At 36.6% G+C, this 14,154-nt stretch carries 13 protein-coding genes; 8 read left to right on the top strand and 5 right to left on the bottom strand.

The window, feature by feature from the left end:
• The first annotated feature begins 92 nt into the window (after nt 1-92).
• The 3 genes from E0I61_RS12095 (at nt 93) to E0I61_RS12085 (ending at nt 4,268) form a co-directional block, all read left to right on the top strand.
• Nucleotides 93-1,016 carry a homoserine kinase gene (locus E0I61_RS12095; protein WP_132071711.1) on the top strand — a complete coding sequence of 308 codons (924 nt, stop codon included), beginning with the start codon at nt 93-95 and terminating at the stop codon, nt 1,014-1,016.
• Nucleotides 1,017-1,083: 67 nt separating this feature from the next.
• Nucleotides 1,084-2,373: a threonine synthase gene (thrC, locus tag E0I61_RS12090; RefSeq protein ID WP_132071709.1), complete on the top strand. Its 1,290-nt coding sequence runs from the start codon at nt 1,084-1,086 to the stop codon at nt 2,371-2,373.
• Between the two features lie 464 nt (nt 2,374-2,837).
• Nucleotides 2,838-4,268 carry a hypothetical protein gene (locus E0I61_RS12085; RefSeq protein WP_132071707.1) on the top strand — a complete coding sequence of 477 codons (1,431 nt, stop codon included), beginning with the start codon at nt 2,838-2,840 and terminating at the stop codon, nt 4,266-4,268.
• An 83-nt stretch (nt 4,269-4,351) separates the two neighbouring features.
• On the opposite strand, the gene E0I61_RS12080 is transcribed toward E0I61_RS12085, so the two are convergent.
• On the bottom strand, nt 4,352-5,260 hold the full coding sequence (locus E0I61_RS12080) for an SH3 domain-containing protein (RefSeq protein ID WP_132071705.1): 909 nt from the start codon (nt 5,258-5,260) through the stop codon (nt 4,352-4,354).
• A 654-nt stretch (nt 5,261-5,914) separates the two neighbouring features.
• On the opposite strand from E0I61_RS12080, the gene E0I61_RS12075 reads away from it, so the two are divergent.
• Complete coding sequence (locus tag E0I61_RS12075) at nt 5,915-6,277, top strand: hypothetical protein (RefSeq protein WP_132071703.1); 363 nt, start codon at nt 5,915-5,917, stop codon at nt 6,275-6,277.
• Between the two features lie 332 nt (nt 6,278-6,609).
• Here the strand turns inward: E0I61_RS12075 and E0I61_RS12070 are convergent, their stop codons facing one another.
• Nucleotides 6,610-7,149 carry a lipid-binding SYLF domain-containing protein gene (locus tag E0I61_RS12070; protein ID WP_131995238.1) on the bottom strand — a complete coding sequence of 180 codons (540 nt, stop codon included), beginning with the start codon at nt 7,147-7,149 and terminating at the stop codon, nt 6,610-6,612.
• Nucleotides 7,150-7,361: 212 nt separating this feature from the next.
• Here E0I61_RS12070 and E0I61_RS12065 point away from each other — a divergent pair, with 212 nt between their 5' ends.
• From E0I61_RS12065 to E0I61_RS12050, 4 genes are all read left to right on the top strand, one after another.
• Nucleotides 7,362-7,871, top strand: a complete 510-nt coding sequence (locus E0I61_RS12065; protein ID WP_132071701.1) for a GNAT family N-acetyltransferase — start codon at nt 7,362-7,364, stop codon at nt 7,869-7,871.
• A 148-nt stretch (nt 7,872-8,019) separates the two neighbouring features.
• Entirely contained in the window at nt 8,020-8,508 is a 489-nt protein-coding gene (locus E0I61_RS12060; RefSeq protein ID WP_132071699.1) for an SRPBCC family protein, read from the top strand.
• Nucleotides 8,509-8,863: 355 nt separating this feature from the next.
• Nucleotides 8,864-10,393: a S10 family peptidase gene (locus E0I61_RS12055; RefSeq protein ID WP_132071697.1), complete on the top strand. Its 1,530-nt coding sequence runs from the start codon at nt 8,864-8,866 to the stop codon at nt 10,391-10,393.
• Between the two features lie 132 nt (nt 10,394-10,525).
• Nucleotides 10,526-11,716 (top strand): BaiN/RdsA family NAD(P)/FAD-dependent oxidoreductase, encoded by a 1,191-nt coding sequence (locus tag E0I61_RS12050; protein WP_132071695.1) that lies wholly within the window; start codon nt 10,526-10,528, stop codon nt 11,714-11,716.
• Nucleotides 11,717-11,792: 76 nt separating this feature from the next.
• On the opposite strand, the gene E0I61_RS12045 is transcribed toward E0I61_RS12050, so the two are convergent.
• The 3 genes from E0I61_RS12045 to E0I61_RS12035 form a co-directional block, all read right to left on the bottom strand.
• Nucleotides 11,793-12,176 (bottom strand): DUF3037 domain-containing protein, encoded by a 384-nt coding sequence (locus E0I61_RS12045; protein ID WP_132071693.1) that lies wholly within the window; start codon nt 12,174-12,176, stop codon nt 11,793-11,795.
• Nucleotides 12,154-12,948 carry a HipA family kinase gene (locus tag E0I61_RS12040; protein ID WP_132071691.1) on the bottom strand — a complete coding sequence of 265 codons (795 nt, stop codon included), beginning with the start codon at nt 12,946-12,948 and terminating at the stop codon, nt 12,154-12,156. The genes E0I61_RS12045 and E0I61_RS12040 overlap by 23 nt, the downstream gene beginning before the upstream one ends.
• 77 nt (nt 12,949-13,025) lie before the next feature.
• The gene (locus tag E0I61_RS12035) at nt 13,026-13,880 is read right to left on the bottom strand and encodes an NAD(P)H-hydrate dehydratase (protein ID WP_131995258.1); all 855 of its coding nucleotides are present in this window, start codon (nt 13,878-13,880) and stop codon (nt 13,026-13,028) included.
• Between the last annotated feature and the right edge of the window lie 274 nt (nt 13,881-14,154).

Genomic DNA, 14,154 nt, shown 5'->3' with positions numbered 1-14,154 from the left:
GTCGTAAAGTCGAATGTCGTAAAGTCTGAAAGTTAACCACTTGATTTTATCCACATTCCAAAGACTTTATGACGTTAAGACTTTAAAACTTTATGACAACTATTAAAATATTTTGCCCCGCTACAATCGCTAATCTTTCCTGTGGATTTGATGTCCTGGGGCTTTGTTTAGAAACTGCTGGTGATGAAATGATTATTCGAAAATCAGCTATAAAAGGCATTCGCATCACTAAAATAGTGGGTGCCGACTTGCCTTTGGAAACCGAAAAAAATGTGGCCGGAGTATCTGCTTTGGCGATGTTGGAAGCTGTTGAAACGGAATATGGATTCGAAATAGAAATCTACAAACACATCAAAGCCGGCAGCGGAATTGGCAGCAGTGCAGCCAGTTCAGCGGGTGCTGTTTTTGGCATCAATGAATTACTCGGACGACCATTTACAAGAAAAGAATTGGTGCAATTTGCCATGCAAGGCGAAAAACTAGCCAGTGGAAACGCTCATGCCGATAACGTTGCTCCTGCCCTTTTGGGTGGATTTACGTTGGTAAGAAGTTATAATCCTTTGGATATTATAAAAATTGAAAGCCCATCCGAATTGTATGCCACTGTGGTTCATCCTCAGATTGAATTGAAAACTTCGGATGCCCGTTCGGTATTGAAGCAGAACGTTTCACTCAAAAGCGCCATCATGCAATGGGGAAATGTCGGCGGATTAATCGCTGGATTGTACACGAAAGATTATGAGTTAATCGGACGTTCGTTGCACGACGAAATCGTGGAACCGTTGCGCAGTGTCTTGATTCCGGGTTTTGATTTAATCAAGCAAACGGCTTTAGAAAACGGAGCTTTAGGTTCAGGAATTTCGGGTTCAGGTCCTTCTATTTTTGCTTTAAGCAAAGGAAAGGAAACCGCTGATAAAATCGCCAAAGTCATGAGTGCAGTTTATGAAGAAATGAATTTACCGTATGAAATTCACGTTTCAAAAGTAAATGATGAAGGAATGAAAATAATTTTATAAGCAATAAGCATTAGGCATTAAGCAAAAAGCTTACTGCATAAAGCATACTGCGTAAAGCAAATAAAAAATGAAATATTACAGTTTAAACCATAACGCACCCAAAGTTTCTTTCCAACAAGCCGTAATACAAGGATTAGCAACTGATAAAGGATTGTATTTTCCGGAAACAATTACCCCGTTAGCTCCTGCTTTTTTTGATACTATAGAAAATTTAAGCAATGAAGAAATCGCTTTTGAAGCCATCCAACAATTTGTGGGTGACGAAATTCCCACCGACACTTTAAAAGAAATCATAGCAGAAACCTTGTGTTTTGATTTCCCTGTGGTGGAAGTCGAAAAAGGCATCTATTCCCTTGAACTATTTCATGGCCCGACTATGGCTTTCAAAGATGTAGGCGCGCGCTTCATGTCGCGTTGTTTGGGTTATTTCAATAAAGACAACAAAGAAAGTAAAAACACGGTTCTTGTCGCTACTTCCGGTGATACTGGTGGTGCTGTAGCCAGCGGTTTTCTTGGCGTAAAAGGCGTTGAAGTGATTATCCTGTATCCGTCCGGAAAAGTGAGCGATATTCAGGAACGGCAATTGACCACTTTAGGTCAGAATATTAAAGCGCTTGAAGTAGACGGCGTTTTTGATGATTGTCAGGATATGGTAAAGAAAGCGTTCTTGGATGACAGCTTAAAACATAAAAACTTGACTTCGGCGAATTCGATTAATATTGCACGCTGGTTGCCACAAATGTTTTATTTTTTCTTTGCGTACAAAGTATTAAAAAAACAAAACAAACCGTTAGTTTTCTCTTGCCCAAGTGGGAATTTTGGAAACATTTGCGCGGGTATCATTGCTAAAAAAATGGGATTACCAATCGAACATTTTGTAGCGGCTACGAATGTGAACGATACTGTGCCGAGATTTTTAGAAAACGGAATTTATGACCCAAAACCTTCTATCGCCACAATTTCGAATGCAATGGATGTTGGGAATCCAAGTAATTTTATCCGAATTCAGGAAATGTACCACAATGATTTGGAGCAGTTCAAAAAAGATTTTTCATCCTTTACTTTCTCTGATGAGGAAACTTTAGGTGCGATGAAAACCATCTACAATACAGACGGTTACATTGCAGAACCTCACGGAGCAGTTGGATATCTTGGTTTGAAAAAAGAATTACAAAACCACACGGATGCGATTGGGATTTTCTTAGAAACCGCCCACCCAATTAAATTTTTGGATATCGTAGAACCCACTTTAAACGTAAAACTGCCAATTCCTGCACAAATTGAAAGTGTTTTAGGAAAGGAAAAAGTAAGTACTAAAATTAAAACCTACGAGGAATTGAAAGCTTTTTTAGGATAAAATTAGTTCCTCTAAAACAAATAAAAAAACGACTAAGAATTCAATTTTAGTCGTTTTTTTGTACCTAAATAAATCCAGTTATAAAATGGTTCTAAACTTGTATTTTAGAACACAAAAAACAATTCTACCGGTTTTATACATCAATTTTAAATATATAATTATGAGTAATTTACAGGAAAACAAAGCAATAAATTTCGTCACAAAAAAATAAAATTCCAGTTCTGAAAATATAGCTTGAATAATGATTTATTATACCTACTTTTGCAAAAAAATCGAGTTGTCCATTCAAGTCTTGTACGAGGCAAAAAAGCAACTTGAACCCCATTAAAAAAACAACTAAGTATTTAAGAAGCTGTTTGAACTTTACTAAAAAGCAACAGATTAAAAAAATACTTCAAAAAAACTACCTGATAAAGTAGCTTCCCATATCAACATAATTTATTAAAAGAAGGAGAAAAAAGTGTATGACGGATCATAGCATGAATGCTGTTAGTTTTGAAATTGAATTATTGGATAAGCACAAAGATTATAGGAATCAATATAGATCAAATGATTTGTATTGGGGCATAGGAATCGAAAATGAATGTTATTTAGAGTTTGAAAATCATCGTGTGGTGGACAAACATTTTTTGCTGACTAAAGGACTTCATGAAAAGTATAGTGTGAATCATTTTAAGAATTACAAAGAAAATATATACCAGAATTCATTGCAAAAAATATTATCCGATAAAGAATATTATTTGCCGGTACTGATGAACTCCCATTCGTTTACAAAAACGGACATCAACAATCAGCATAAGACTTTTGACCCCATAGACAATGAAGCGAATCCTGAATATTCAGGGGAAAGTATCTTTGAAATATTACAAAAAAACAACCCTTATTTTATAGACGAGCTTCAAAAAGAATTCATTTTTGACGGCGACACAGTTGAATTTGTTACACAAAAATTTTACAAAACAGATATTGACTCGGCCATTACTGAACTGGCTACAATAAAACAAGGTTTCATAAACAATTTGCAAAGCGCTTTTCATAAAGAGAAAATCTTTACGGAATACGGCCCCATAAAAATATGTTCTGAAAACCATCCCTTTGCCATATTTATTTCAAACGACACTAATTATTCTGTTTTTAATAATATGACTTATCATTTCAATTTAACTATTCCTACTGAGTTAAATAAGGACGGTGAAATTAAGGACAAAATAGATTTTATAAAAAAACACCAGAAGGCTATTCGATTATTCCAATGGTTGAGTCCATTATTTATGATAAAATTCGGTTCTTCTGATTATTTATCGCATAATGACAGCAGCGTCAATTTAACAAAGGCATCACAACGATGTGCTATGTCAAGATACATTGGGGTGGGCACTTATGACACCAATGTGATGAAAACCGGAAAAATTGTCCAGATGAATTTTGACGAACATCCCATGCATGAGAATCCAATGTGGTGGGTGAACCGTTATTCTGAAATATCAGATTATGAAAAAATTGATAAAATTGGGCTTGACATCAATTTTCACAAGCACAAAAATCATGGCATTGAGTTTAGAATATTTGATTATTTCGACGAAAAACACTTGCAGGAGGTTTTGAATTTTCTTGTTTTTATTATGGATCATGCCCTGTTAAATGAAATCGAAAATCCTATTTGCGATTTGGAATGGAATAACTTTGTCTACGAATCTATTATACACGGCAAAGAAACCTGTGTACCATCGAACCTTATCGTTCTTTTAGAAAAGATATTGTCTATTAAAATAGAATCGAATGATCCTTTATTAATTTACGATCAAATATACAGCAGTTTACACGTTGCCTATTATGAAAAAGGCTTTTGTAGTTCTTTACTAATTAAAAAACAAGCCGCATTACAAATGCAATAGCGCCTTTTTAAAACAAGCCCTACATAATTACACTTCTTGCAGACACAAACCTACAAGAAGTGTAATTGTTTACAAGGATTTATCTAATTATGATAATAAAAGATCACAGAAGAATACCCTTTTTCTGGATCTTTATTGTTCCACCAATCTTCTCTGATTTCTGAAAAATAATTATAATTATCAGCACCTGCTTGGGATTGTAACGGATAAATTACTTTGCCGTCTTTCCTATAGGCTTTGTCAGTATCAGTTTCCGGAACCACCACTACAATATGCCCTGATTTATTCAAGACAAATCTTTTGGCACAGATGATTCCCACTCCACCATTGGCATTTACTTTTTTTTGAAGTTCATCAACATCATCGATTCTTTCCCATCCAAACTCCTTCGATGATTGCAAAAACCAATCATAGATATAATTTGAATAAAAAGGTTTTACCGTACCATCAAAAACCACAGCCACTTCGTTGCCTTTTTCAAGCTGCTCGATTGCGGTATCAGTCCATCTCAATCTGGGGATATAGACCTTGGCAAAAAAACAATAATCAAAAGTATAAATATTACAATAGGTATCCGATGCATCTTTCTGATACCGGAAACTTTTTGAAACATTCAGCACATTGATTATCTTACGAATTGACGTCAGTTTAGATTCAAGACTTGTTAAATCCCTAAAAGGAATTGAAGGATCGCCAATAGGTTTGTATGTTTCCTCTTTGCTATCCAGACTTGCTTTCGCACCCGGTTCAAAATTAGGTACTTCAATATCCGTACTTTTTTCATTGGTTTCATCAACGAGCTCAATGTCTTTTGAAAACACAAATCCCTCTTTTTCAGTGTTTAAAAGTTTTACTTTCCACCAATCCGATGCTGTTTTCTCAATTAATTTAACGGTATGTCTAAAAGGTATTTGTATTAAAATTTTGGAATTATCATGCGTTGCCGGAAAATCTCTGAGATTTAATGACGTGGTAGCGACTCTATATTTCATACTAATCAGTTCATTATAAATGATTCTACTGCCAAAATACTAAAAACAACCAAGAAAGCACCATAGATAACCATTATTTTAAGATTTTTTTAGAACTAATTCTAAAAACCAATAGTGCCAAACGGCAATAATGAGTCCTATTTAGCCCGAAGAAAAAGGGGAGCGTGCAAGTTAAGATTTAGAAGGAATTGAAAGCTTTATTTGCATAGTATTTAAAGATTTATTCTAAAACACAAAACGGCTGAGAAGTGATTTTTAGTTGGTTTTTTATGAGAATTAGTTTTCTGTAAGTAAAATCATTAAGTTTGAATTTAATATTATTAGAAAGCACGATGTAACATGAATAAAGAACTAAATGGATACGTAATTTATTGCAAAGACACTCACAGAGATGTTCCGTTCGGTGTTGTTTCTGATAAAAAACCAAAATAAGCTACTGACTTAAAAGGATCTAGCTTTTTTTATACCTTGGCTTTAAAATAAAACCATAACTACACTCATAAAATAGGCATTCAGCAATTTTAATAACTAATTAGGAAAATTATGAATACAACAGAGCAGACAACACAAAAGCAATCAAAGTTCAGTATCAAAAATATTTTTCTTCCTGACTACGAAAACTACGAAGGTGTTCGCAGAATCAATATTTATGTCATGCGGCTGTTCTTCGCCCTTATGTTTGTTTTTCTTGCCCCAGAATCATGGAAAGTTATTCTTAGCCATGAAGGTGCGTGGGATCCTACAAGAGCTGTTGCCTGGTGCACTTGGACGGCTTACTCAACACTTGCGATTTTAGGCGTTTTCCACACACTTCGAATGTTACCCATTATGCTTTTTATGATTTTCTACAAAGGACTTTGGCTTATTGTTGTCGCTTATCCTTTATGGTCAGCCGGCACGCTCAAAGGTTCACCAGCCGAAGAAATGACCTATGTGTTCTCGGGAATTATCATACCGATACTTTTCATGCCATGGAAATATGTATTCCAAAAATACATTTTGATAGAGAAGAAATGATTTATAAATAAAATTACTTCTTGTGGAAACTAAAATTTACTCGCTAAAAAACAAAACGGCTGAGAAATATTTCTCCCAGATAGGACCAGCGCAATGTCATTAATTTAAGAAAAAAAATCCAATGATTGCTGATTTTTGATTAACGATTCTTGATTTCAGACGTGATAGTCCCCTTAAAATCGACAATCTTATATTTACCAATACAAAATCAGAAATCTGCAATCGTTACTCTTCAATCTAAAATATCTTAACTTACTGACATTGCGTTCGCGCTAGCAGAATAAAACACATTTTTTGCCTAAATCGCTCGGATTTCAACAGCAAAAATAGTGTTACAGCTTATTAAACTTAAACTTCTGCCCACCAATCGATGCCTCATACATCAGTCCACCCTTCTGCATGGTGAACACCATAACGCCTTCCGTATATTTTACATTCGCTGAGGCGCCTTCCGTCACGGCTACTGCGGAAGCTTGTGCGGAAAACTCGAATTTGCTCTCTTTAAACCGTTCCAATTCCTTTCTTGACTCAAAAAATATTACCTCTCTATACGCCTGTCCACCGGCCTGGAATCCTATGCTCACTTGTGTCAACTTTGCCATGCCTATCCTCTTGTTCTGTTCATAGACAACCCCGTTGCCTGCTGCTCCTCCAATACCGATTCCTCCCTTTCCAACATTGGGAAAGATGACATAGCCAGACGCTTTTTCAAAAAGTGCTTTCATCAGCGGGTCACTTTTAATGAACTCCGCCTTTGCTGTTTTGCTGTCAGCAATAATTTTATTCTTTTTAGCGGTCGATTGCCCGAATATTGGCGCTATGCTTATTACGCAAGCCATCACTATTACCCAAATAATATTTAAATTTTTCATAATTATATATTATTAAATTGTTGCAAATTTTCTTTATTCAAAGGTAAAAAAATTTTCTTATTTAATGACTAAATATACTGATTATCAATACTATATAAATAATTTTATTCGTTTAAAAAATAATTATTTTATCAAAAAAAAGAAGTGATTAATCCCTTTTTTCTACCTTTGAAGAACAACAAAGCAATAACCCAAGAATAGAAGTATTATCTATGATTATAAAAGCAACAGTAGAAGACGTTTCCCTATTAAATACATTAATCAATTCAGCCTATCGCGGGGAATCGTCTAAAAAAGGATGGACCACTGAAGCGAACCTTTTAGAAGGACTCAGAACAACTGAACAGGAACTGACTGAAACGATTCAAGACCCAAAAAATACCATTCTAAAATTTACGGAGAACAATCAGATTATAGGTTGTGTATTGTTGATTGAAAACGAGCAGCAATTGTATTTAGGAATGCTGACGGTTTCGCCTGAGCTACAAAATAGTGGCGTAGGAAAAAAATTATTGCAACAGGCAGAAATTCATGCTTCGGCATTGGGATTACCTAAAATTGTAATGACTGTAATATCTGTTCGGGAAGAATTGATTTCATGGTACAAACGCAACGGTTATGTTGACACTGGAGCAAGAGAACCTTTTCCGGTAAGTGATGTTCATATTGCTATTGCGGAACAGCCTTTGGAATTTATTGTATTGGAAAAAAGGATTTCATAGTCTTTATTAATTGATTATTCATGAAATTGGATACTAATTTGAGTAAAATAAACTAACTTTAATGGTTCATTTTCATTCCGAAAAAAAAGGAATGACCACTGCTTCAATCAATTATACCAAGTAGTAATCAATCATAAATCAAAATAAAATGGCAACTAATAGCAAAACACTTGTTGTAAAAGATTTAAAAGAAAAATCAATTCTTGTATCCAGAACATTTAGTGCCCCGCTTGAAAAAGTTTGGCGTGCGTATACTGAAAGTGAATTATTGGAACAATGGTGGGGACCACAACCTTGGAAAGCCGTAACCAAAACGATGAACTTTTCTGTTGGCGGGTATTGGTTGTATGCTATGGTGGGTCCCGAAAATGAAAAACATTGGGGACGAATGGACTATACAGCCATAACACCAAATTTAAGTTTTGAAATTAAAGATAGTTTTTGTGATGAAGAGGGAACTATAAACAATTCCTTGCCGGTTTCTACAGGAACTATTGCTTTTGCTACAACAGAATCGGGTACTTTGGTTGAATTCAAGATGTTTTATTCCAATGAAAAAGAGATACAAACCATGATTGAAATGGGCTTTGAACAAGGCATTACCGCTTGTCTCGAGCAATTGGAAACGTTATTTTAAGAAAATAAAATCTAGCGATAATCAATCGGATATCGATATTTCTCTCCATCTTCGGGTTGCTCGCGTAAGGGATTGTGGCGGCATCCTTTATTTTTTTCCTTTAAAAAAATAAAGATACAGCCAAAAGCCCGACCCCAAAGCTCCAGATACGTAAATGGAAAAAGGAATTTTCTGCTTTGGGGTTACGCCCAAATAAAGAGTATTTGCATGCAACTATTTTTCACGAACAGAGTTTCAAGGTTTGAAAATTACTATTCTGCTTTCCGCTTTTGTCACTCAATTAAAAAGCAATATATTAGTGCTTTCAAAATTGTATCAGAAAAACAGTATTGAAATACCCCAAACCAATCTCTTTATGAAAAAAACAGTACTATCCTTGGTCTTCATTGGATTTTTTGCGGCTTTACATGCTCAGCCACAAAAAACACCTACAACACCTGTCGCTCCAAAAGAAGAAAATTCTGCTTCAAATCTTACTTTCAATCCGGATTCGCAAGTGGTAACGGAACATAGTACGACTATCAAAGGTCAAAAAGTGCCCTACAAAGCCACCACTGGTACGATGCCGGTTTGGGACGAAGATGGAAAAGCAATTGCCGGTTTATTTTACACCTATTACGAACGTTCCGATGTAAAAGATCGTGCCGCCCGCCCTTTGGTTATTTCCTTTAATGGCGGTCCGGGCTCTGCTTCGGTTTGGATGCAGATTGCGTATACAGGTCCAAGTTTAATCAATATTGATGATGAAGGTTATCCGTTACAGCCTTATGGAATCAAGGAAAATCCGTATTCGATTTTGGATGTTGCCGATATTGTTTTTGTAAATCCGGTCAATACCGCGTATTCAAGAGCTACGAGCAAAGAAATACCAACAACTAAATTCTTCGGTGTAAATGCCGACATTAAATACCTCGCCGATTGGATCAATGGATTTGTATCCCGAACCAATCGCTGGGCTTCGCCAAAATATCTTATTGGCGAAAGCTATGGTACCACACGAGTTTCAGGACTTGCTCTCGAGTTGCAAAACAGCGAATGGATGTATCTGAACGGTGTTATTTTAGTATCGCCAACTGAATTGGGAATCACTCGTGGTGTCGCTTCTGAAGCGGCATTGAAACTGCCTTATTTTGCCGCTACGGCCTGGTATCATAAAATGCTGCCTTCTGATTTACAGAATAAAGATTTAACAGCCATGTTACCGGAAGTAGAAGACTTTACGATAAATGAACTGCTACCCGCATTAAGCAAAGGAGGCGCATTAGACGACCAAAAAAGAAAAGAAATGGCTGCTAAAATAGCACGCTATTCCGGACTTTCGGAAAAAGTGGTTTTGCAAAATAATTTAGATGTACCGTATGATTATTTTTGGAAAGAATTGTTGCGCGATCAAGGGTTTACCGTAGGAAGATTAGATTCCCGCTATAAAGGAATTGACCGTAAAGCGGCTGGTGACGGACCCGATTTTAACGCAGAACTTACTTCTTGGCTCCACTCCTTTACTCCTGCCATTAATATGTACTTGCGCAATAATCTAAACTACAAAACCGATTTCAAATACAATATGTTTGGCTCCGTGAGACCTTGGGATGATTCAAATGATAAAACCGGAGAAAACCTGCGTCAGGCCATGGCGCAAAATCCGTATTTACATGTAATGGTTCAGTCCGGATATTATGACGGAGCCTGCGATTATTTCAACTCGAAATACAACATGTGGCAAATGGACCCAAGCGGAAGACTAAATGACAGAATGTCTTGGAAAGGCTATAGAAGCGGTCACATGATGTACTTAAGAAAAGTAGATTTGGAAACTGCTAACGAAGATATCAGACAATTTATAAAACAATCCTTGCCTAAAGCCGGAGAATCTGCAAAATATTAGGTTTGGTATTATTTTTATAAAAAGGCTGTTCAAAATGATTTTGAACAGCCTTTTTTTTGCTTTACAATTACAATAACTAATATAAAAATCCATATCAGCCTTAATGGGTAAAACAAAGCCTATTTTTGTGGCGTGAAGAAATCAGTTTCAATTATTGGAGGAGGACCCGCAGCACTTATACTCGCTGCATTACTCGATTGTCAGAAATTCAAGGTTACCATCTACGAAAAAAACAAAACACTGGGAAGAAAATTTCTGGTGGCCGGAAAAGGAGGATTTAACCTCACCCATTCGGAACCGATTGCTGAACTTATAGCACGGTATACACCACCGCATTTTCTGGAAAAAGCACTCCTTGATTTTGATAACGACGATTTCCGGAATTGGATTGATTCCATTGGTATTCCAACCTTTATCGGCAGTAGTAAACGTGTGTATCCCGAAAGCGGCATCAAACCCATAACGGTGCTCAACGCAATTCTGAATGTTCTCGATAAACAAGGTGTTGTCATTCAATATCAACATACTTGGACGGGTTGGACGAACAACGATGATATCGTTTTTAATACGGATACAGAAATAAAATCAGACTATACCATTTTTGCCCTCGGCGGTGGGAGCTGGAAAGTAACCGGTTCAGATGGTATCTGGCTTGATTTATTCGAAAGGCAAGATATTGCTATCGTTCCTTTTCAATCATCAAATTGTGCGTATCGTGTGAACTGGCCGGAAGATTTCATCTTGGAACACGAAGGCAGTCCGCTTAAAAACATAGCCATTAGTTGTTTGAACAAAAGGCAAAAAGGCGAAGCGGTTATCACTCGTTTTGGTTTAGAAGGCAATGCCATTTATGCTCTTAGTCCACAAATTAGGAAGGAACTTGAAAGCCAACAAAAGGCCAGCATTTTTCTGGATATGAAACCAACATTGCGTTATGATGATTTGCTTCAAAAGATCAAAAAATCAACCTTAAAAAAGACGAGCGAAACATTACAAAAAGGGGTAAAATTGAGCCCTGCACAGATTGGGCTTTTGAAAAAATACCTTTCGAAAGAAACCTACCTGAATCCGGAATTATTGGCCCAAAACATTAAAAAATTAAGTCTCGAAATAACCGGTTCTTCCTTATTAAATGATGCTATATCTACCACAGGCGGTGTTCAACTAATTGCCGTGGATGAAAATTTTCAATTGAAAAATAAAAAACACAATTATTGTATTGGCGAAATGCTGGATTGGGATGCGCCCACTGGTGGCTATCTGCTGCAGGCTTGCTTTAGTATGGGCATGCATCTTGCGCGTCACCTGAATAGCATCTCTTAAATTTTATGGATTATAGTGTGGATTCCAAAAAAGTATTTTAATTGCGAAATGACTTTCCAACAGTTTTAAAATTTATTTACAATACCATTTCTTCAAATAAACGTTGCGCTGTTTGTTCCAAATCATCACACAATCCCGGATGTGGTCTTGAGGTTTGAATGGCAGAGCTGCGAAGTGCAGTCAACCAACGGAAACGTGATGGAATATCAAATTGTCCTATTGGTCCGCCTGATTTTTCGCCATGCGCCACTTTCTCAAATGCCTGTAAATTTAAATGCAATTGTTCTAAATCTAAATCGGCTGAAAATAGTTGTAATTTGGCTTCATTCATCGAGCAGAGCACTTTTATAAACTTCGCTTTTTTACAAAAGAGAATAATACCCACATTGAGGAATTCTTCGCGTTCTACCATTGGTACAACCCGGATTACGGCATACTCATATAAGTGCTTCTCTTGCATTTTGTGCTTCGTTTATAAAAATTTCGGAATGGTTCAAACGTATGGATAAAAACTGAAAATAGACTTCCCGAATGGCTTCGGGAGTTTCATCGGTATCTTCCCAATTTAACCATACTTCTGGAATAAGATTCACGATATTCTGTAATACCTCTTTCGTCAATATTTTTTTGAATAGTACATCAGTTTCTGGCAACAAGGAAGCTTGAGGCAACAATACATGATCTTTTATCAATGCAAAAGGACTTTGCGCATGCTTTTCCCAATTGGTCCACGAATGCTGAAAATAAAGACTTGCACCATGATCGATCAGCCATAATTCTTTATGCCAAATCAACATATTGGTGTTTCTAAATGTTCTGTCCACGTTTGTAATAAAAGCATCTAACCAAACAATTTGGGAAGCTAGTTTTGGGTCAACCAAAGTGACAACAGGATCAAAATTTATGGCTCCCGATAAATAATGTAATGCCAAATTGAGTCCCTGACTGCCTTGAAGCAAGTCCTGAATTTCTTCATCGCCTTCTGAACGTCCAAAAGCTTCGTCAAGATTTGCGAAAACAAGTTCCGGCATTTTTAGATTTAAAACACGGGCAATTTCCCCGCCAATTAATTCGGCAATCAAGGCTTTTACACCGTGTCCGGCACCTTTGAATTTCAATACATATTTAAAATCATCATCAGCTTCAGCGAGCGCAGGCAAAGAACCGCCTTCCCGCAAAGGAGTGATGTATCGCGTAACGTTTACGGTTCTAAGATGAGGTGTTTTTTCCATAATCGAATTGGATAAAGCTATTTTGCTTGGATACAAACTTACAAATAAGTAGGATAAAATTCATTTATGAGTACTATTTACTCCAATTTTTCTAAACTCAAAAAGGCTTTTCCAATATTCGCAATAACATCTGAAGCGATAAAAGATTGATAACCGGTTTCCGGTAACGCAATTTCAGCGGTTAATCCGTGAAGGTACACCCCAAGAATTGCGGCGCTAATGGGTTCATAGGATTGCGCCAGTAAACTGGTAATCATTCCCGTCAAAACATCGCCACTTCCTGCGGTTGCCAAAGCGGCATTTCCGGTGGTATTTTCGTAGAGAGTTTCTCCATCTATGATACGGCTTGGCGCACCTTTCATTACGATTATAACTTGGTATTGTTTTGAAAAGGAGATTGCCATACTCCTTTTTTCTTCCTCGGAATGCCATTTTCCTATCAATCGTTCCAGTTCTTTGGGATGTGGCGTTAAAATAGTTTTGGGCGGTAATAACGAAAGCCATTCTTTGTTTTGGGATAAAATATTCAACGCATCGGCATCGATTACTAAAGGCGTTTTATTTGTTTGCAAAAACTGATGGAATGCGTTTTGGGTTTCAATTTTCTGACCTAAACCAGGACCAATTCCGATGGCTTGTGGCGTTATGTCGAAAGTGATATTGGAGATTAATTTCTCTTGATTGTCTGTTATGACCATTACTTCGGGAATGGCAATTTGCAGAATATCATAACCACATTTGGGAATAAAAACAGTGACTAATCCGCAACCGGTTTTCAAGCACGCTTTGGCAGACAAACTCACTGCTCCTATTTTTCCATAACTTCCACCAATGATTAAAGCGTGTCCCTGAATTCCTTTGTGAGTGTGTTTGTCTGGCTGTTTGTAGTGTTTGAGGATTTGTTTTTGGTCGATGTAAATGGAATTCGTCATGGAAATTTGTTTGTTTAAAATTACGAATTTAATAAGAAACAAATTCGTTAATTGTACCGAAATTCCCTAGCCCTGATAAAAGTGGCATCCTTTATTTAAAGCTTCCAGCCTTTTGAAGACTGGAAGCTTTAAATAAAGATATAGCGAATAGCAGGAAATAGCTCCTAAAAATAATTGTTATAAATCCTACTGTACGAGTTATTCCGAAAACGTTTGAAAGTTTAAACTTTGCTTCGCTCGGACTTTGTCACCCGAAATAAAATCAATAAATTAG

The organism is Flavobacterium ranwuense (assembly GCF_004349315.1).
In the GTDB taxonomy this organism is placed as follows: Bacteria; Bacteroidota; Bacteroidia; order Flavobacteriales; family Flavobacteriaceae; genus Flavobacterium; species Flavobacterium ranwuense.
Note: the sequence above shows the minus strand (reverse complement) of the source record. Positions and strands in the feature narration are given on the sequence as shown.

Coding starts and splice junctions, on each gene's coding strand:
- thrC (WP_132071709.1), top strand. CDS start 1,084: ATGAAATATTACAGTTTAAACCATAACGCACCCAAAGTTTCTTTCCAA.
- E0I61_RS12080 (WP_132071705.1), bottom strand. CDS start 5,260: ATGAAATATAGAGTCGCTACCACGTCATTAAATCTCAGAGATTTTCCG.
- E0I61_RS12095 (WP_132071711.1), top strand. CDS start 93: ATGACAACTATTAAAATATTTTGCCCCGCTACAATCGCTAATCTTTCC.
- E0I61_RS12055 (WP_132071697.1), top strand. CDS start 8,864: ATGAAAAAAACAGTACTATCCTTGGTCTTCATTGGATTTTTTGCGGCT.
- E0I61_RS12035 (WP_131995258.1), bottom strand. CDS start 13,880: ATGACGAATTCCATTTACATCGACCAAAAACAAATCCTCAAACACTAC.
- E0I61_RS12040 (WP_132071691.1), bottom strand. CDS start 12,948: ATGGAAAAAACACCTCATCTTAGAACCGTAAACGTTACGCGATACATC.
- E0I61_RS12085 (WP_132071707.1), top strand. CDS start 2,838: ATGACGGATCATAGCATGAATGCTGTTAGTTTTGAAATTGAATTATTG.
- E0I61_RS12065 (WP_132071701.1), top strand. CDS start 7,362: ATGATTATAAAAGCAACAGTAGAAGACGTTTCCCTATTAAATACATTA.
- E0I61_RS12070 (WP_131995238.1), bottom strand. CDS start 7,149: ATGAAAAATTTAAATATTATTTGGGTAATAGTGATGGCTTGCGTAATA.
- E0I61_RS12075 (WP_132071703.1), top strand. CDS start 5,915: ATGCGGCTGTTCTTCGCCCTTATGTTTGTTTTTCTTGCCCCAGAATCA.
- E0I61_RS12045 (WP_132071693.1), bottom strand. CDS start 12,176: ATGCAAGAGAAGCACTTATATGAGTATGCCGTAATCCGGGTTGTACCA.
- E0I61_RS12060 (WP_132071699.1), top strand. CDS start 8,020: ATGGCAACTAATAGCAAAACACTTGTTGTAAAAGATTTAAAAGAAAAA.